The sequence below is a fragment of the Streptomyces durmitorensis genome (assembly GCF_023498005.1).
Classification (GTDB): domain Bacteria; phylum Actinomycetota; class Actinomycetes; order Streptomycetales; family Streptomycetaceae; genus Streptomyces; species Streptomyces durmitorensis.
This window is the reverse complement of sequence record NZ_CP097289.1, coordinates 5,080,297-5,098,889: the sequence shown is the minus strand read 5'-3', so window position 1 is coordinate 5,098,889 and position 18,593 is coordinate 5,080,297. Positions and strand designations below refer to the sequence as shown.

At 68.9% G+C, this 18,593-nt stretch carries 19 protein-coding genes; 9 read left to right on the top strand and 10 right to left on the bottom strand.

What is annotated here, in order from left to right:
• Positions 1–133: 133 nt before the first annotated feature.
• The gene (locus tag M4V62_RS22870; RefSeq protein ID WP_249589095.1) at positions 134–1,132 is read right to left on the bottom strand and encodes an inorganic phosphate transporter; all 999 of its coding nucleotides are present in this window, start codon (positions 1,130–1,132) and stop codon (positions 134–136) included.
• Between the two features lie 9 nt (positions 1,133–1,141).
• Positions 1,142–1,762 (bottom strand): DUF47 domain-containing protein, encoded by a 621-nt coding sequence (locus tag M4V62_RS22865; protein WP_249589094.1) that lies wholly within the window; start codon positions 1,760–1,762, stop codon positions 1,142–1,144.
• Positions 1,763–1,993: 231 nt separating this feature from the next.
• Between M4V62_RS22865 and M4V62_RS22860 the strand changes: the two genes are divergently transcribed.
• Positions 1,994–2,350: a metal-sensitive transcriptional regulator gene (locus M4V62_RS22860; protein WP_283779105.1), complete on the top strand. Its 357-nt coding sequence runs from the start codon at positions 1,994–1,996 to the stop codon at positions 2,348–2,350.
• A 540-nt stretch (positions 2,351–2,890) separates the two neighbouring features.
• Here M4V62_RS22860 and M4V62_RS22855 read toward each other — a convergent pair.
• A complete protein-coding gene (locus tag M4V62_RS22855; protein WP_249589093.1) occupies positions 2,891–3,079 on the bottom strand; it encodes a hypothetical protein in 189 nt (62 codons plus the stop codon).
• Positions 3,080–3,245: 166 nt separating this feature from the next.
• Positions 3,246–4,067, bottom strand: coding sequence for an SCO4651 family lipoprotein (locus tag M4V62_RS22850; protein ID WP_249589092.1), 822 nt, complete (start codon positions 4,065–4,067; stop codon positions 3,246–3,248).
• Between the two features lie 356 nt (positions 4,068–4,423).
• On the opposite strand from M4V62_RS22850, the gene M4V62_RS22845 reads away from it, so the two are divergent.
• Complete coding sequence (locus tag M4V62_RS22845; RefSeq protein ID WP_249589091.1) at positions 4,424–6,004, top strand: FAD-binding oxidoreductase; 1,581 nt, start codon at positions 4,424–4,426, stop codon at positions 6,002–6,004.
• 422 nt (positions 6,005–6,426) lie between these two features.
• Here the strand turns inward: M4V62_RS22845 and M4V62_RS22840 are convergent, their stop codons facing one another.
• The 3 genes from M4V62_RS22840 to M4V62_RS22830 form a co-directional block, all read right to left on the bottom strand.
• Positions 6,427–7,149, bottom strand: a complete 723-nt coding sequence (locus M4V62_RS22840) for a phosphatase PAP2 family protein (RefSeq protein ID WP_249589090.1) — start codon at positions 7,147–7,149, stop codon at positions 6,427–6,429.
• Between the two features lie 320 nt (positions 7,150–7,469).
• Complete coding sequence (locus tag M4V62_RS22835; RefSeq protein WP_425575330.1) at positions 7,470–8,435, bottom strand: C40 family peptidase; 966 nt, start codon at positions 8,433–8,435, stop codon at positions 7,470–7,472.
• Positions 8,436–8,552: 117 nt separating this feature from the next.
• Entirely contained in the window at positions 8,553–8,786 is a 234-nt protein-coding gene (locus M4V62_RS22830; protein WP_249589088.1) for a hypothetical protein, read from the bottom strand.
• A 322-nt stretch (positions 8,787–9,108) separates the two neighbouring features.
• On the opposite strand from M4V62_RS22830, the gene M4V62_RS22825 reads away from it, so the two are divergent.
• Complete coding sequence (locus tag M4V62_RS22825; RefSeq protein WP_249589087.1) at positions 9,109–9,792, top strand: DUF4232 domain-containing protein; 684 nt, start codon at positions 9,109–9,111, stop codon at positions 9,790–9,792.
• A 74-nt stretch (positions 9,793–9,866) separates the two neighbouring features.
• Here the strand turns inward: M4V62_RS22825 and M4V62_RS22820 are convergent, their stop codons facing one another.
• The 3 genes from M4V62_RS22820 to M4V62_RS22810 form a co-directional block, all read right to left on the bottom strand.
• Positions 9,867–10,091, bottom strand: a complete 225-nt coding sequence (locus tag M4V62_RS22820) for a hypothetical protein (protein WP_249589086.1) — start codon at positions 10,089–10,091, stop codon at positions 9,867–9,869.
• A 192-nt stretch (positions 10,092–10,283) separates the two neighbouring features.
• On the bottom strand, positions 10,284–10,919 hold the full coding sequence (locus tag M4V62_RS22815) for an NADPH-dependent F420 reductase (protein WP_249589085.1): 636 nt from the start codon (positions 10,917–10,919) through the stop codon (positions 10,284–10,286).
• A gap of 96 nt (positions 10,920–11,015) precedes the next feature.
• The gene (locus tag M4V62_RS22810; RefSeq protein WP_249589084.1) at positions 11,016–11,774 is read right to left on the bottom strand and encodes a TetR/AcrR family transcriptional regulator; all 759 of its coding nucleotides are present in this window, start codon (positions 11,772–11,774) and stop codon (positions 11,016–11,018) included.
• Between the two features lie 94 nt (positions 11,775–11,868).
• Here M4V62_RS22810 and M4V62_RS22805 point away from each other — a divergent pair, with 94 nt between their 5' ends.
• The 6 genes from M4V62_RS22805 to M4V62_RS22780 all read left to right on the top strand — a co-directional run bounded on the left by M4V62_RS22805 (position 11,869) and on the right by M4V62_RS22780 (position 18,582).
• Positions 11,869–12,090 (top strand): hypothetical protein, encoded by a 222-nt coding sequence (locus tag M4V62_RS22805; RefSeq protein ID WP_249589083.1) that lies wholly within the window; start codon positions 11,869–11,871, stop codon positions 12,088–12,090.
• A gap of 574 nt (positions 12,091–12,664) precedes the next feature.
• The gene (locus M4V62_RS22800; protein WP_249592940.1) at positions 12,665–14,104 is read left to right on the top strand and encodes a hypothetical protein; all 1,440 of its coding nucleotides are present in this window, start codon (positions 12,665–12,667) and stop codon (positions 14,102–14,104) included.
• Between the two features lie 236 nt (positions 14,105–14,340).
• Complete coding sequence (locus M4V62_RS22795) at positions 14,341–14,649, top strand: hypothetical protein (protein ID WP_160505898.1); 309 nt, start codon at positions 14,341–14,343, stop codon at positions 14,647–14,649.
• Positions 14,650–14,844: 195 nt separating this feature from the next.
• Entirely contained in the window at positions 14,845–15,684 is an 840-nt protein-coding gene (locus M4V62_RS22790) for a DUF8175 domain-containg protein (protein ID WP_249589082.1), read from the top strand.
• Entirely contained in the window at positions 15,674–17,026 is a 1,353-nt protein-coding gene (locus M4V62_RS22785; RefSeq protein WP_249589081.1) for a hypothetical protein, read from the top strand. Before M4V62_RS22790 ends, M4V62_RS22785 begins: the two co-directional genes overlap by 11 nt.
• Positions 17,023–18,582 (top strand): SCO6880 family protein, encoded by a 1,560-nt coding sequence (locus M4V62_RS22780; RefSeq protein WP_249589080.1) that lies wholly within the window; start codon positions 17,023–17,025, stop codon positions 18,580–18,582. Before M4V62_RS22785 ends, M4V62_RS22780 begins: the two co-directional genes overlap by 4 nt.
• Positions 18,583–18,593 lie beyond the last annotated feature (11 nt).

Below are 18,593 nucleotides of genomic sequence, written 5' to 3'. Positions count from 1 at the left end.
GGCAACAAAGAAAGGCCCGCCCCCTGGCTCCCGGGGGGCGGGCCTTTCCTGTGTTCGGGCCGTGCCCCGAAGGGGCGCGGGGAACTGCGCGACCAGCCACAAACTGCTCGCGGCCGAAGAGCTAGCCGAAGAACTACAAGAACGCCAGGTTCACGATCCAGAAACTGACAGCGGCGACGATCGCAGCCGCAGGCATCGTGATGAACCACCCGAGGATGATGTTCTTGGCGACGCCCCAGCGCACGGCGTTCACACGCTTCGTGGCGCCCACACCCATGATCGCGGAAGTGATCACGTGCGTGGTCGAGATCGGCGCGTGGAACATGAACGCGGTGGTGAACATGATGCCCGCGCCGGTGGTCTCGGCGGCGAATCCCTGCGGCGGGTCCAGCTCGATGATCTTGCGGCCGAGCGTACGCATGATGCGCCAGCCACCGGCATACGTACCGGCGGAGAGCATCAGCGCACACGCGATCTTGACCCAGATCGGAATGGGCGCGTCGGCGTCCTGCACATCGGAGATGACCAGGGCCATCACCACGATGCCCATCGTCTTCTGCGCGTCCTGAAGACCGTGCCCGAGCGCCATTCCGGCCGCGGAGACCGTCTGCGCGATACGGAATCCGCGCTTTGCCTTGTGCGGGTTGGACTTCCGGAACATCCACATGATCGCGCACATCACCAGATAGCCGGCGACGAGGCCGACAAGGGGCGAGATGAACATCGGAATGACGACCTTGTCGAGCACTCCGGACCAGATCACCCCGATCCCACCGGCGAGCGCGGCTCCGACCATTCCACCGAACAGTGCGTGCGATGAGGAGGAAGGAAGCCCGAAATACCAGGTGATGAGGTTCCAGACGATGGCGCCCACCAGGGCGGCAAAGAGGATCCACATTCCCTTGTTGCCTTCGGGCGTCTCGATCAGGCCCTTACTGACCGTCTTGGCGACCCCGCTGCCCATGAAGGCACCGGCGAGGTTCATGACGGCGGCCATCGCGAGTGCCGCACGGGGCGTCAGCGCACGGGTGGAGACGGAAGTGGCAATGGCATTCGCAGAGTCGTGAAAGCCATTCGTATACGTAAATCCGAGCGCGACGCCAATGGTCACGACCAAAGCAAAGGTGTCCATGGAGAGGCCTCAGGACTCCTTGACCGCGATGGTCTCCACCGTGTTCGCGACGTGCTCGAACGCGTCGGCCGCCTCTTCAAGCACGTCGACGATCTGCTTGAGCTTCAGCACCTCTATGGCGTCGTACTTGCCGTTGAAGAGCTGAGCGAGAAGCTTGCGGTGAATCTGGTCGGCCTGGTTCTCCAGACGGTTGACCTCGATCCAGTACTCGGTGAGGTTGTCCATCGTCCGCAGATTCGGCATGGCCTCGGCCGTGAGCTCGGCGGCTCGCGACAGGACCTCGATCTGCTGCTCGACTCCCTTGGGGAGTTCCTCGACCTGGTAAAGGACGACCAGGTCGACGGCCTCCTCCATGAAGTCCATGATGTCGTCCAGGCAGGACGCCAGGTTGTAGATGTCCTCGCGGTCGAACGGCGTGATGAAGGAGGAGTTCAGCTGGTGGAAGATCGCATGTGTCGCGTCATCTCCAGCGTGCTCCGCGGCCCGCATACGCTCTGCGATCTCGGCTCGGGCGGAGGCGTCAGCCCCGAGCAGTTCCATCAGGAGCTTCGAGCCCGTGACAATGTTGTCCGCGGATGCGGCGAACATGTCGTAGAAGCTCGTCTCCCTGGGGGTCAGACGAAAGCGCACGTGGGGTCCTCGGGGTGCTTTGGATTCGGTCAGGCTGATGCTAGGCGCATCATCCGGCCACGGCTAACCGGCCAGACCCCAGTGTCGCCCATCAGGCACAGTGATCAGCACGCCCCCCGAGCAATCGAGTATTCTATACCCACTAGGGGTATAGGAAGCCAGTTGAGCCAGCGGCTTTTCTATCACTGCCCAGAAGAGTGACTGTCCAAGCAGTCCGAGCAGGAGGACGCGATGACGACCACCGATGCGGCCGGTGTGGCCATGAACACCGAAGCGCCCTCCGAGCCCGGCGGCCACGACCAGGGTGTCCACGGCTACCACAAGCAGAAGGACGAGCACCTCAAGCGCCTGCGGCGCATCGAGGGGCAGATCCGTGGCCTGCAGCGGATGGTCGAGGAAGACGTCTACTGCATCGACATACTCACCCAGGTCTCGGCGGGCACGAAGGCGTTGCAGTCCTTCGCGCTCCAGCTCCTCGAGGAACACCTGCGGCACTGCGTGGCGGACGCGGCGGTCAAGGGCGGCGACGAGATCGACGCGAAGGTCGAGGAAGCGACGAAGGCGATCGCGCGCATGATGCGGACGTAAGGCTCCCGCCTCGGGCAACCCCGGCTCGGCGCTCAGCCCTGTCTCCGGCTCACCCCGCGGCCACGCCCCGCCCGCGACAGCCGGTCCTCCCCCGGGCGCCAGCTCTGACCCGCCGCTGCGCGCCGGATGCCACCCACCCACCCACCCGATCACCCCGCGGCGCACCCCACCCACGGCCACGCCGCGCCCGCGACGACCGGTCCTCCCCCGGGCGCCAGCTCTGACCCGCCGCTGCGCGCCGGATGCCACCCACCCACCCACCCGATCACCCCGCGGCGCACCCATCCCCCGTCCCCGGGCGGGCGGACGTCTCCCACTCACCGATTACCCCGCGGCGTGCCCCCTCCCCCCCGATTGCCCGCCGAGTAACGGGTGGGCGGGTGGGGAAGATCCGCCGCGAAGCGGCGGGCTTGAGGCGGACGGAGAGCCGACACGACGGCCTCAGCCCGCCCCGCACCGCAACGCTCCCCCGCGGGGTAACGGCGGACGGGCACGCGGGAGACACCTCGCGAAGTCGAGCGAGCACGGCAGGGCCCGGGACTAGTCCCGGCCCTCGCCCAGGTGACGCTCCACGTCAGTGGAGACGTTCAGGACCTCGTCGATGCGGTCGGCGCTCAACCGCTCTTCCCCCGCGGCACTCGCCGCGATGATCAGCTCGCCGCAGAGTTCGATCTCGGCGAGGGCAACGTGGTCCTGAACAGTCGTACCGCGCACCAGAGCCACGTTCATCACCTCTTCCTGACCTTGCTTCCTGCCGCTGCCGACTTCCTAGAGTAGGGAGCGGCCTACACACCGCGCATGGCACGGACGGACCATTTCCACACCCCCGGGCGCGACTAGCCGGGTACCCCTACTTCCCGGCGATTACCGCTCCGCGGCACTCACTTCCCGGCACTCACTTCTCGGCGATCTTCCCCGCGAAGATGTCCTCACTCGCCGGCAACCGCACGTCCACCCGCACCCCGAAGTCGTACAGCAGCGTGGTCGACGCCACCTCCGCGTTCGCGACGCTGAAGTGCTGCCGCAGCTTCCGCAGCCGCCCCTGCTCGTCGACGTACGCGTCGAACGGCACCCCGCCCTTGCTGAACCCTTTCGCCGCCGCCCCCAGGGCCCGCCGCTGCCCCTCGGAAGCGGACTTCGCGGCGCTCGGCAGGTCCGCGGTCCCGCGGTAGTGCCGCACCGTCACGCCCGCCACCGCCGTCTCCCCGACGTACGACGCCTTGCTCACGCCCCGCAGCAGCTCCGCCGCGGCCAGCGGATCGGTGGCCCCGCCCGTGACCAGGTTGCCGTCGGAGAGCGACGCCGTGTCGATCCGCACCCACTTGTCGGCGGGCACCCCGGCGCCCCGGTTCTTCATGTAGAGCGCGCCGCTCGCCATCAGCTCGGTGATGGGGCGGTGCTCGTCGTCCCCGGCGGGATCCTTCGGCAGCACGACCACGAACCGCCCCACCTGCCGCCTGAAGTCGTACGAACCGTGCCCGCGGATGGTCACGCGGGTCCCGCCGCTCGCCATCTCCATGGACGTACGCGCCTTGGAACTCCCCGCGCGGACAAGGGCGTCCGCGGAGTCCCGCACGACGTCGACGGCGTCCTCGGAGGCGCTGCGCCCGTCGTCCGCCGCGGCCCCGCCCCCCGAACACCCCGTGGCGACGGCCATGAGACCCACCGCCGCGGCCGTGACGACCGCCCCGCCTGTGCGCCTGTGCTGCTGACCCATCGCCCGACTACCCCCAAGCCTTCCCGCGAGGTGCTGTAGCCCCCTGTCGTTCCGTGTAACGACCGGTACGTTGACCCGTCACGCGTAAGAGCGTTCACCCGGCGTGGGTACGGTGGAGACGTGGCCGAGGAGCAACAGGACGAACCCCACCGCACGACAACGGTCGAGCAGGGCCGATTCTGTGCGGCCCGGTGCAGCTGCGGCTGGCGCGGTCCGGCCCGCAGAGCGCGCAGCAAGGCGCGGACGGACGCCGCATCCCACATGTCGGACGGATAGACCAACACCCCTTTCCGCTCACCGGAACCCATGGGTCCCGCAGCCCGTCTCGTACTCCGGGAAGCAACGGGAGGCGGGTCATGGAGCGACGTACGTTCATCAGCACGACGGTGGCGGCGACAGCGGCGTTCGCGGCCGCGGGGTGCAGCGGTTCGGGCGGGGGCAGCGGGAGCGGCGGCGCCACCTCCCGCAGTGCGAGCGGCCCGCGCTCCGGCACTCCCATCCGCACGTCGAGCGCGGCCGCGTCCGCCGCGGCGAACCTCACCGCCCTCGCCAAGGACCTGGACGGCACCCTGGTCAAGCCGGGCGAGGCGAAGTGGGCGGCGGCGCGTCAGCTCTACAACACGCGCTACGACAGCCTGAAGCCGACGGCGGTCGCGTACGTGGCGAACCCGGACGACATCCGCACGACCCTGGCCTACGCCCGTGCGCACGACGTCCCGGTCTCCATACGCAACGGCGGCCACTCCTACGGGGGTTGGTCGTCCGGCACGGGCCGCCTCATCGTCGACGTGTCGAAACTGAACAAGACGCGCGCCAGCGGCTCGACGGCGACGGTGGGCGCGGGCGCGAAGCTGATCGACGTCTACCGCGCGCTCGCCGCGAAGGGCGTGACGATCCCGGCGGGCTCCTGCCCGACGGTCGGCGTCTCCGGCCTCACCCTGGGCGGCGGCCATGGAGTGGTGTCACGGGCGTACGGCCTGACCTGCGACAGCCTGACGTCGGCGACGCTCATCACGGCGGACGGCAAGCAGCTGACGGCGAGCAGGAGCGAGAACAAGGACCTGTTCTGGGCGCTGCGCGGCGCGGGGAACGGGAACTTCGGCGTGGTGACGGAGCTGCGGTTCCGCACGCACGCGGCCCCGCAGGGGGTCTCGGCCTACATGACCTGGCCCTGGTCGAAGGCGGCCGCGGTCATCAAGGCGTGGCAGGAGTGGGGGCCCGACCAGCCGGACGAGATCTGGTCGTCGGCGCACCTGGCGAATACGCCCGGCGGCACCCCCACGGTCTCGGTCGCGTGCTTCTCCCTCGGGACGTACGGGGAGCTCCAGAACGCGGTGGACCGCCTGGCGGACAAGATCGGCGCCCCGGCCCGCAGCGTCTCGCTGAAGCGGCGCTCGTACGAGGAGTCGATGGAGGTGTACGCGGGCTGCTCGTCCTTCTCGGCGGACGCCCAGTGCCATCTGCCCGGCGCGACGCCGGGCAGGAGCCCGCAGGGGGCCCTGAACCGCGAGACGTACGCGGCGAGTTCGGACTTCTTCGACCGCTCCCTCTCGGCGGCGGGAATCCGCGCGCTGCTCACCCAGGTGGAGAACGTGACGGGCGCGAGCGCGGGCAGCATCGCGCTGACCGCCCTCGGCGGCGCGATCAACCGGGTCGACCCGACGGCCACGGCCTTCGTGCACCGCCGCTCGCGGATGCTGGCGCAGTACATCGCGTCCTGGCGCCCGGGCACCTCCGGCAAGCCGGCGCAGGCATGGCTGAAAACGGCCCATGGGGCGATGTCCCGGTACGCGTCCGGGGCGGCGTACCAGAACTACGCGGACCCGACGCTGAGCAACTGGCGTGAGGCTTACTACGGTTCGGCGGCGGCCCGCTTGAAGCAGCTGAAGAAGCAGTACGACCCGAAGCGCTTCTTCGACTTTCCCCAGGCGCTTTAGAGCTCCCTGGTTTTTCAGCCCGTCCGGCGTTTGAGGACGAACTCGGCGAAGCCGGTGATGACGGCGACGAAGGCCCCCGCGCCAGTGGCCCGCGGCGGAGCCGCCAATAGATGCAGTCGGGAAGGGGCGGGGTTGGGGAAAAATCCCCGTCCCTCAGACGGCCGCCCCCGCAACCCGAACAGCTCACCCGACACGCCCTCAGGTGGCCCACTCAGCAGGACCCCGCTGCCCTGGGGGTATGAGCCCACGCATAGCCACCACCGCGGCGGCCACCGCCGCCCTCCTGGCCCTGGCGGCCCCCGCCGCCCACGCCGCCGAACCCGAGCACCCGGCCGCGGGCCCCCTGACCGCCGCATCCGCGGGAGTCACCGCGGCCGCGGCCGGCGCGGGCTGGTGGCTCCTGAAGCGGCGTCGCGAGGACGCTACGCGGCAAGATCCCGCTCATCGGGAACGGAAGCCGACGCCGGCGACGCCGCCGAGGGCGAAGGCTGGGGAAGCTCCGCCACAGCCTCCTCCGGCTGCGGCGCCCACACCAGCCGCCCGCCCCACCCCGTCCGCCCGACAGCCTTGGCCACAGGCGTGAGCGCGGCCATCGCAAGCGGCGAGAGCAGCAGCGCGACAGCCGTCCCGAGCGCGAATCCGCCCACGACGTCCGTCGGATAGTGCACGCCCATGAACACCCGGCAGAATCCTTCGAGCAAGGCGAGGGCGATGCCGACAAGACCGAACTTCCGGTTGGCCACGAAAAGGCCGACGCCAAGAGCCATCGCGAGCGTCGCGTGATCGCTCACGAAGGAGAAGTCGGTCTTTCCGTGCACAAGGAGCTCTAGACCGTCGTGATCCTTGAAAGGGCGACGACGTTCGACAAATCCACGGATCGGCACATTCACCAGGACAGCGAGCCCGGCCGCCAACGGCGCCCAGACAACAGCGGCGACAGAGGAAGCCGCGTCATCGAGCATCCCGCGCTTTCGCTGGCCCCACCAGCACCAGAGCACGAGCAGAACGAGTGCGAGCAGCAGTCCGTACTCGCCGACGAATGCCACCGACTTTGCCAGCCAGTCCGGAGAATCCTCAGCCAGGCCGTTGATGTCGTAGAGCAGGCTGACGTCGGGGTTCGACCCGGTTGTATCGAGTCCAGCCATGGTGCTGCGGCCCCTTGTCTTCTCGCCTCGGACGCACCTTGCCGTGCGCCCTTCCATCAACCCCCGTGTTTTCGTGCCGCTTGCTGCGTGGTCAATGCCGCTCGCTACTGGGTGGTCGCGCTCTTCCAGTCAAGGGAACGCGCAGTCCCCTTCACTACGTTCCACTCTCCACCGAATGATCACGCAGACGTTACCGAAGAGAGACTCATCGCCGCAGCTCAGAGAAGTGTACTGACGGAGAGTTCAAGCCACATCACCCCCCGCGCACGCGCCCTGCGAGGGCCCCTCACAAGGGCTCGCGGCGCGCTCGCACGGCGCTCTCAGGCGTCCGACAGCTTGTCCGGCACGGCATTCGCCCCGTCCTCTGTGACGCGAGTCGCGCCAAAATAATCCGGAGTGTCGATCGGGTCGAACCGGATCACCGCACCGGCCCGCGGGGCGTTAATCATGTAGCCGCCGCCCACATAGATCCCGACATGCCGGATGGCACGGGAATTGGTGAGGTCGTCGGAGAAGAACACCAGGTCACCCGGGAGCAGTTCGTCCCGTTTCGGATGTGGCCCTGCGTTGTACTGGTCGTTCGCCACACGCGGCAGATCGATATCCACGCTGCGATAGGCGGCGAGAGTTAGGCCGGAGCAGTCGAAGCGGCCGCCCTGTTCGCGGGTCCCGTTGCCGCCCCACAGATACAACGTGCCGAGCTTCTTCTGCGCGTAGTAGATGGCTCCTGCCGCCTGCTGCGAGGGCTGCACCCTGCCGGTGGGCCGGGCGAAGCTCTTCTCCAGGTCCGTGATGGTCTTCACGTAATTCTGGGTCTCGCTGTAAGGCGGTACGCCGCCGTACTTGATGACGGCGTAGGCGCCCGCGTTGTACGCGGCGAGCATGTTCTCCGTCGGGCTTCCCGGGGCGTCCTTCACATAGCTGGCGAGTTTGCAGTCGTACGACGCGGCGGAGGGGATGGCATCCTGCGGATCCCACACATCACGATCCCCATCACCATCACCGTCGAGCCCGTGCGTGGCCCAGGTCCCCGGGATGAATTGCGCTATCCCCTGGGCCTTGGCCGGGCTCTTGGCGTTCGGATTGAACCCGCTCTCCTGGTACAGCTGCGCGGCGAGCAGGGCGGGGTTGATCGCCTTGCAGAGATTGCCCCACTTCTGCACGAGGGACTGATAGGTGCTGGGAACGGCGCCCTTGGCGAGGCCCACGTTCCCCTGGCCCGCCCCGTTCGCCATGCTTCCGGCGGCCATGTACGTCCCCACGACGAGCAGGGCGATGAAGCTCATCGCCCCGCTGATGCCGACGGCTGCGATCAGCCACGTCTTACGCACCGTCAACCACCCCTCACCGCGCGGGAGTCCACCGCGCCTCAGTGTAGAGGCGGCACCTGTGCCTGCGGGGGATCACCGCCGACCTCCGTCGACCACTTCGCGGAGGGGGTCGCCCGGCGGCTGGAAGTTCGGGTTGCAGTTGAGGACCAGCAGCCCGGAGGCCGACAGATCCCGGATCGTGTCGCCGTCCGGCGCGATCACGGCGAAGTCCTTGCCGACGGCGAAAACGCCCTTCGCTCCGGCGAGTTCGTCCGTCCTCATCTCCTCGGCGATCTCCGCCCGGTACGCCGTCTGGAACTGCTTCATGTCGCTTCGCTGGTCTTGAAGACCCGGATCCAGCCGTCCCCGCTGTCGTCGCACGTGCCACGGAACTGGGTTCTCCAGCATCCACTTCTGACGGACTTCGGGCCCACCGCTGGTACCGCCGTTACGAGCAGGAGCCTCGTCAGAGCCCCTGCCCATCCCACTCCCCCATCCCACTCCCCATCCCAGGCGAGGCACGTTCGCGCAGGTCAGACCCCTGAAACCATCCCAGCGTCCCGGATGCCCCGGCGTTCCTTGCCCCCGCCGGCCCCCGCCCCCTTAGCTGTGATCACCACTGAACAGCAGCACCACTACGGGGGACCCCATGAAGCACACCCGCAAGGCCGTCGCCGCAGTCATCGGTCTCGTCGCCGCCCTCTCGCTCACCGCCTGCAACGGCGACGACACCGGGGCGGCGGACAGCAGGACCACCGCGCCTCCCGCGTCGGCGGACAAGGGCGGCAGCGAGGGCTCCGGCACCGGCACCGGCACAGGAGAGGCGTCCGGCGGCGGAGACGCGTCCGGCGGCGGCGAAGCCGCCCAGGGCACGGCTGCGGGCACCGGCGACAACAGCAACGGCGAGGTCGGCATCTGCCGTACCGACGAGCTCGAAGTGAATGCCACGGACAACACCACGGACAAGACGGAAGGCGTCGTCACCGTCGTCTTCAAGAACGGCGGCGGCCGCGACTGCACCATCAAGGGCTTCGCCGGAGTCGACCTGACGGCGTCCACGGGCGACACCCTCTCCGTGAACCGCAACGGCGAGCAGCCCGCGCCCGGGGTCCTGAAGGACGGCGAGTCCGCCGCCTTCAACATCACGTTCCCGTACAACAACACGGGCGGCTCCGGCGTCCGCATCACCAGCCTCGTCGTCACGCCCCCGAACGAGACCAAGCACGTCACCCTCGACTGGCCCGCGGGCACGCTCCCGGTCACCGACGGCGAAGGCGCGGTCAAGCTGGAGATCAGCCCGGTGAACAAGGTCAGCGGCTCCCCGGCGGGCTGAACCCGGCAGACCCCGGCTGAACGGGCGTGCGGGCCACCGGACGACTCCGGCGGCCCGCACAGCTGGAGACGGTGTCAGCAGGGCTTGACGTAGTAGGTGCCGCCGGGGCTCCTGACCTTGCCCTTGCTGTAGGCCCCTCCGGTCTTCTGGATCGTGTTCTTGTTCTTGTCCTTGAACTTCGCGACGGTGCCGCGCGTCTGGTTGTTGATGTAGTAGGTCGGGTGGAACTTCTTCCACGGGCCGTGGTTGACGCAGGAGTAGTACGGCTGCGCCCAGTAGTACTTCTTGTGGCCGTCCACCCACTTGTAGCCGTGACGCAGATCGCTCCGGAGTTACAGCGGTAGGCGGCCACCGATGCTGTGCGTTGCCCGCCGTGCACACGTCACTCTGCCCGGACTGCCCCAGTACGGGCCATACAGTTCGGCGGAGCCCGAAAGAACCAGCTCAGAGGCGTTTGTACGACCGCAATGCCCGACCCCACCTCCCGCCGCTCAACCAATCGTCGGCCGCACCACCTTGAAGCCGAAGCCGTACGTGCCGATCGCGTCCCCCACTCCGATGAACAGCAGCGCGGCGTGTTCCTGACCGCGTGCGGTCCCGATGCCTCCCAGATCCAGCTGGGCGGCATCGGGCCACCCCAGGTCGCCGAGCAGCTGCCGCGTCGTCCGCTTGGCGGCGGCGTCGTCACCGGAGAGGAACACCATGCCCGTCTCCTCCAGGCTCCCCGGATTCGTCATGACCACCGAGTCCATGGTGACGAGCGTCTTGACGACGGGCGTCTCGGGGAACGCCGCCTGAATCTCTTCGCTGAGGCTGTAGTTGGGGTGGGAGAGCTCCATGTTCGCGGTGAACCCGACACCGACGTCGACCAGCGTCTTCCCGGCCAGGGCAGCCGCACCGATCCCCCTCAGAACCCCCACCGACTCCGTGCCGGGCGTGGCATTCACCAACACCTCCCCGTGCGCTGCGGCCTCCCCAAGCCCAACGACGGTGAACCCGCCCAACTCCTCAGCGTCTCCCCGCTCCTTGGGAGACCGCGACCCCAGCACGACGTCATGCCCCGCCGCCTGCCATCCAGTTGCCAGCGCACGAGCGACATTCCCTGTTCCAAGCAGTCCGATTCGCATGAGTACGACGCTAAGTTCCCTGCCGGGCAAGGAAATCGGGCAGAAGTCGCGGGCCCACTGGTCCCGTCGACGTACCCCACAAGCCCGATCGGATCCTCAGGCCTCGGCCGAGGTGAAAATCTTGGCCAGGTGGTAATCCAGCGTGCCCCGGACGTCGTCCAGCGTGCGGCGGCCGTGCAGTACGTCCCCGCCGAGTCCGACCGCCGCGGCCACCAGCAGGTCGGCCTCGCGCTGGGCGTCCAGGCCGGGGGCCGTCTGCCCGCTCTCCTGGGCCGTGGCGATGAAACCGGCGACGAGTTCCTCCAGGGGGTGGTCGTCGCTCAGGAAGACCGCCGCGATGGCCGGGTCGGTGAGGCTGCGGGCGTAGTACGCGGAGAACACCCGCAGGGCCATGGCCCGTTGGGCGTCCAGGGGCAGGAACTCGTCGAGCATCGCGCTCAGTACGCCGCGCAGGTTCGCGGGGTCGAAGTGGATGCGGGTCCTGGCCAGGCGTTCGTTCTCGCGGTGGAGCATGTGCAGGGCGGTGACCAGGAGTTGATGCTTGCTGCCGAAGTGGTACTGGACCATCCTCAGCGACACCCCCGCCTCGGCCGCGATCTCCCGCATGCTCGCCGCGTCCAGACCCCGCTCGGCGGCGATGCGCCACACCGCCTCGGCGATCTGCCTGCGCCTGCGCGACCGGGCGTCGGACGTGGGCGCGGGGCGCTCGGGCGCCGGGACGGGCGGCTGCTTCCGCCGCCGGTAGGCCCTCGCCTGGCAACTGCGGGAGCAGTAGAGGGCGGGGCGGCCGCGCTTGCCCGGGGTGCTCATTCCGGCACGGCAGACCGTGCAGCGAGCCTTCTTTTCGTCACGCATGGCTCCCATTCTAGAACCTGGAATGTGTGACGTAATAGAGAGAAATCCCTTGATAGAGAAGGAGATTAAAAGATCTCGCTGATACGTTCGTAACGTGAAGTACGACATCCTGCAGATCCTCGGCGCGGTCCTGATGTGTTTCTCCGCCCAAGGCCTCATCCGACTGCTCATCGACCACGACTACACCGGCTTCATGGGCTGGCTCCCCGGCGGCTTCGCCGCCCTCCTGATCGCCTACGCCGTGGCCCTCACCGCCGGCGTACTCCTGACCGGCTGGTCCCACACCCGGGCGAAGGCGCTCGGCCGCCGGAACTGAACGATCTGACCGGAACTGAGGGGCGCGCGGGCGGTTGACGGGTGTCCAACTTTCCCCGATCGTTGGGGAATTGGGCGCAAATCAAAGCGCTGCGTTGTGACGGCTGGGGGGAGCCGAGATGCAACCTGGGGACGAGCACGGCGCGGAGCCGAGCGATGCGGTACCACCGAGTCAGGGCGGCCGGTTCGGGCCACCGCCCCCGATGACACCGCCACCCGCCGCGTCACCACCGCCACCCCCCGCTTCACCACCGTCACCCTCCCCTTCACCACCGCCACCCTCCGCTTCACCACCGCCACCCTCCGCTTCACCGACCCCCTCCGCGTCGGCGCCACCTTCCGCGTCGCCGCCGCCCCCGCCTCCCTCATCACCTCCCCCCACGCCCCCGCCTCCCGCAGCCCCGCCCACCATCGGTCCACCCGCACCGCCGCCCCCGCCCCCGGCTGCCCCGGACGCCCTGCGTGCCCTCTCCGCAGCCCTCCTCAACCTCACCGGCCTCGGCCTCGGCTACGTCCTCCTGAAGCGCTGGCTCCTGGCGGCCGTCTGCTGGGCCGCGACCGCCGGGCTCCTCTTCGTGGCGTTCCCCGCCGAGGTCGACGGCGTCCCCGGCGGCGTACTCATCGGCTTCGTGGCCTTCCTGCTCATCGCGGCGGCCGACGGGGCCCGCCGCGCCCTCCGTACGCACCGGACCTGGCCGCTGCGCGCGCCGCTCGCCGTCGGGCTCGGGCTCGTCCTGCTCGCCGTCCCCGCCGGCGGCGTCATCGCGTACGACGCCGCGCGTGACGACGCCGTCGAGGAGATGCTGCTCGACCGGCTCGACAAGGCCGACAAGATCGTCACGGCCGCCGACGGCCGCACCTTCGACTCCGCCAAGGACGACTACCGCTCCGCCCTCGCCATCTACCGCGACCTCGGCGACGACCACCCGGACTCGAAGGCCGCCAAGCGCGTGCCGGACAGCCTCAGCGCGTACTACAAGTCCGTCGCCGCGCCCTACGACGAGCGCAAGTACTGCGACGCACTCGCACCCCTCAAGTACCTCCGCACCCTCCCCGACACCCTCGGCAAGGACCGCGTCGGCACCCTCGCCACCTGGCCCGACGACCGCCTCGCCACCTCCCTCTACGAGTGCGGCAGCCAGGGCCTCGGCACGGCCCCCGGCACCACGGCCGGCACGGGGACCGGCGGCGAGTTCGGCGAGCTCCTGCGGACGTTCCCCGAATCCGACCAGGCCGGGAAGGTCGAGCCCGCGATCCGCGACGCCATCGACGCGCGCTCATCGGACCTGAAGGGCTCCGACCCCTGCAAGGCCACCGAGGAACTCCGCGGCATCGGCACCACCGCCAAGGCGCTCCCCGCCGACGCGGGCGGCGACCTCTCCGGCGACGCCGCGAGCGCGGTGGAGTCCGGGGTGTACGCGTGCGGCGTGGACGAGTTCAAGGACGGGAAGTTCGGGGCGGCAGCCAAGACGCTCAACGACTTCACGGGGACCTACAAGAGCAACGGCAAGCGCGACCGCGCCAAGGACATCGCCATCGCCGCCGAGATCGCCGAAGCCCGCCCCTCGGCAGGCAGCGGCCTGCCGCCTGCCAAGTCGCCCGGCGGCGCGAAGCTCACGTACGTCGTCGAGAACGGCGGCCCCGGCCCGCTCGAAGTCCTCTACACCGGCCCCACCACCGGCACCTTCAAGCTCGCGTCGTGCGGCGGCTGCAAGACGTACACCAGCAAGGCCCAGGGCAAGAAGGCCTGCCTTGCGGGCAAGGGCCACCCGCAGAAGACGCTCCGCCTGCCCCCGGGCGACTACCACTTCCTCTACAAGCGCGACGCGAGCAGCGTGGGAAGCGTCCGCAACAACGCCGAGGGCAGCAAGGTACAGCCCGGCTACCGCTACACCGACTGCTCGTACGTCGTGACGGGCGGCGGTCTCGGCGACCTCGACGGGCTCGACGGCCTCGACGGGCTCGATGACGTCAGTGACGTCAACGACCTCGATGGCCCCGACGGGCCTGCATGACCCATGATGTGAGTGCCCGTCACCGGACCAGGTCAGAATGAGACCTGGTCAGAGGTCACGCCGGGCCGTCATTGCCCGGCGTCACTCACCGTGATACACAGAGTGACCATACGTTTCAGCCAACGAATGACGCCAAGTCGACATGCACTGGCCCATTTGTCGGCGAGAATGAGCTGTCCTCTGTACTGCGGTAGGCAGAGGTGACGGAACAACCCACTAGGGGCGGTGAGTTACACATGCTTATGGCAGCCGAAAAGGGCGACATCACCACCATCATCGGCGGGATCGCCCCCGACTGGGGTCCCTTCGGGAGCCTGGGCAACGAGGCGCGGGTGATGATCGAGGTCGTGATGGCGATCGCCATCCTCCTCTGTCTCGGCATTGCGATCTGGGGCGCGGCGAAGCAGCGCATCGGCGCGACGGCGCTGCGCGACACCTTCAGCGCCGAGCAGGGCAAGGGACTGATCATCGCGGGCCTGACCGGCGTCTTCATCATCGGATCGCTCGGCACGGTCTTCACCATCGTGTACGGCATGGCGGTATAGCCCCGCCACTCTCTTACGTCCCCGTTCCCCCTGTCCCCCCTCCTCCTGTCCCCCTCCGACCCACCCATCCGTCGTGCCCACCGGCTGAGGTTGCAACTCCCTGATGTCGAGTCACCACACCGCGCCCGCGCGGGAACCAGCACGGCTACCGTCGTACGTGGCGGTTCACCGAGAGGTCGAGGGGGCGTACGCGGCATGAGTCTCGACGACGAGCGGAACGACGGCCCCTACGGCGGCTCGGGCGAGACCCGGACGCGGCTCCCCGAGGGCGAGGGGGGTGGCCAGGACGGGTACGGAGGACCGCGCAGATCCGGCCGTTCTTCGTCACGCAGTCTCGTGACGGTGGTCGGTGTGGTGGTGCTCCTGATCGCGGCCATCGCCTTCGCGAACCGGGGCGGGGAGGAGGGCTCCTCCGGAGGGGGAGGCGGGGACAAGAAGGCGGGGGCGGACCCCACGGCCGCCTCCGGAGAGAAGCCGGTCGACGGCAAGACGGCGGGGATTCCTTCCGGGTTCGCGAAGAGCGAGCAGGGGGTACAGAGCGCCGCCTCCAACTACGCGGTGGCGCTGGTCTCGGCCGACATCCTCAAGCCCGCCCGCAGGACCGAGATCGTGCGTCAGATCTTCGTCCCCGACAGGGTGGACGCGCTTGAGCAGGAGTTCGCCAAGACGTACTCCAAGGAGTTCCTGACCAAGGTCGGCCTGGACGCGAACGGCAACTCCGCGCCCGGCGAGACCTACGTGTCCCGCACACTGCCCGTCGGCACCAAGACCACGGCGTACGCGGACACCTCGGCGACCGTGCAGGTGTGGTGCACCGGCGCCTTCGGCACAGCGGGGCAGAAGACGACGAACCCCGTCAGCAACGACTGGTTCACCATGACGTTCAAGCTGCGGTGGTCCGGCGGGGACTGGAAGGTCGAGCGGTACTCGTCGAAGGACGGCCCGTCTCCCGTGAACGGCGACAACAAGGTCTCCACGGCCGACGAGATCGCCAAGGCAGTCCAGGAGTACGGAGGGTTCACGTATGCCCGGTAGCCGACGTGCCCTCAAGATCACGGCTGCGGCTGCGGCCGTGCAGTCCGCGGCGATCCTGCTGGCCTCGCGTGCTTACGCGGCGCCCGAACCGGACGACGACAAGTGTGACCTCATCGTCGGCCCCGCCAAGAAGTACTGCGAGAAGGGCGAGGACGGCGGCGGAAGCGGAGGCAGCGGCAAGTACCCCACCGACGCCCCCATCGACTCCACCGCCGACCCCCTCTCCTCCCTGGCAAAGGGCTGCGCCGAAGCCGCCTCCTGGACCGTCGACAAGCTCTCCGACGCCGTCAAGGAGACCGCCGAGGTCGACTTCACGAACCCCAGCTTCCTCAAGCAGTACGCGGTCGTCTTCGCCGCGTCGACCATCCTGACCCTGCTCCTGTGGCTCCTCGCGGTGGCCAAGCGCGCAGTGCGAGGCGTCCCCCTCACCACCGCGCTCACCGAAGCCATCGGATTCCTCTGGCTCACGGTCCTCGCCTCCGCCTTCACGCCGCTGATCCTCTACACGGTCGTCTCGGCGACCGACGGCGTGACCGACGTCATCGCGAAGGCGACGGGCGGTCAGACGGACACGTTCTTCGGGACGTTCTCGGGTGCCCTGAAGAAGGGCGAGGACATCGGCGGCGGGCCGATCATGCTGATCGTCGTCTCGCTCGTCTCGATCCTCGCCGCCGGCATCCTCTGGCTGGAGCTCGTCATCCGGGCCGCCCTGCTCTACGTCGGCGCGCTGCTCGGCACCGTCGTGTACGCGGGTCTGGTCGACAAGAACCTGTGGACGCACGTCCGCCGCTGGGCCGGGATCATGATCGCGGTGATCCTGGTGAAACCCATCATCGTCATCGTGCTCGGCCTGGCCGGAGCGCTCTCCGCGGGCGACGGCCCCGACTCCTTCTCCGCGGTCGTCTCCGGGCTCTCGATCATCCTGCTCGCCATCTTCGCGAGCGCCATGATCTACCGCTTCGTCCCCGGCTTCGGCGACGAGATCGCCAACTCGCGGAACAACCGCATCTCCCAGGGCGCCGAGAGCCGCGCCGCGGCCGTCATCACCTCCCCCGCGTCCCTCGTCTCCCAGGGCATCAAGACCCACAGCTCCCGTGGAGGCGGCGGAGGAGGCGGCAACAGCCAGCCGCGGCCCGCCAACCCCGTCGGCGGCGGCGTCGCCGCCCACAGCAGCCGTCCCAGCGGCGGCGGAGGCGGCTCATCGAACGGCGGCGGATCTGTCCCCTCCGCCGCACCCCCGCCCCGGGGCAGCGCGACCAGCACACCGCACGCGCGCAACCGCGGCGGGGCAGGAAACGGTTCCACTGGAAGTACCAAACGCACGGGAGGTGAAGGGCGTTGACGACTCAGTCCCACGTGTCGCAACCGGTCGCGCCCCGTCGCACATATCTGATCGGCCGCGCGCGGCCGAACGCCATCGTCGGCAAGAACCGGGAGACCGGCGAGATCGCACTGATCATCGCGGGAGCCTTCCTCGGGATGATGTGCGGACTCCTCGTCCCTGTCCTCTCCCTGCGCATCGTGCTGCTCATGGGCTTCCCCATGCTCGCGATCGCCGCGGTCTACGTCCCCTACAAGGGCCGCACGTTCTTCAAGTGGTTCGAGATCAACCGCAGCTACAAGCGCTCCCTCAAGCGCGGCACCGCCTACCGCTCGGCCACCCCCGAGGCGGGCGTCCGCCTCGACGGCCGGGAGATCGAGGTCGGCCCGCCGCCCGGCATCGGCCGCATCAGCTGGCTCGCCGCCCCCTTCGGGCCGGACGAGATCGCCGTGCTCCTGCACGCCGACCGGCGCACCGTCACCGCCGCCATCGAGATCGAGGGCCCCGGTGTGGGTCTTCGTGACTCCGAGGACCAGGAGGCACTGGTCGACCGGTTCGGGACGCTGCTCAAGCATGTCGCCAATGGCGATGGGTTCGTGACGCGCCTCCAGATGCTCGCGCGCACGCTCCCGGCCGACCCGGACGCCCACGCCAAGGACGTCAGCGTACGAGGCGACGACCGGGCACTGCCCTGGCTCCAGCAGTCGTACGAGCAGCTCCAGTCGATGGTCTCCACCAGCAGCGAGCAGCACCGCGCCTATCTCGTGGCCTGCATGCACTACTCGCGCGACCTGGCCGCCGAGGCCCAGGCGATGGCCCGCGCCAGCCGCCCGCACGGCGGCCGGAAGCTCGACAAGGACGGCGGTCTCGCGGTCGTCATGGCGCGCGAGCTGACCGACATCTGCTCGCGGCTCCAGGAAGCGGACATCCGGGTGCGTCAGCCGCTCGGGCAGGGGCGGCTCTCGTCGCTCGTGCACTCCATGTACGACCCGGACCACCCCATCGACCACATCCAGGCGATGACGAAGCGCAACGCCTGGCCCGCCGAGCTCGACGCCATGGAGCCCACCTACCTCCAGGCCAAGACCCGCGAGTCCTCCACCCGCGCGCCCTGGTGCCACGCCACGGCCTGGGTGAAGGAGTGGCCGATGACGCCCGTCGGCGTCAACTTCCTCGCCCCGCTACTCGTCCACACCCCGGACGTGATCCGCACGGTCGCGGTGACCATGGACCTCGAACCCACCGAGGTCGCCATCGAACGCATGCTGACGGAGAAGACGAACGACGAGGCCGAGGCGAGCCGCCAGGCCAAGATGAACCGCACGGTCGACCCCCGCGACATCGCATCGAACTCCCGTCTGGACCAGCGCGGCGAGGACCTGGCGAGCGGCGCGGCGGGCGTCAACATCGTCGGCTACATCACCGTCTCCTCCCGTTCCCCCGAAGCCCTCGCGCGCGACAAGCGCACCATCCGGGCCTCGGCCGGGAAGTCGTATCTGAAGCTGGAGTGGTGCGACCGCGAGCACCACAGGGCCTTCGTCAATACGCTGCCGTTCGCGACCGGCATCCGACGCTAGAGGCGAGGGCT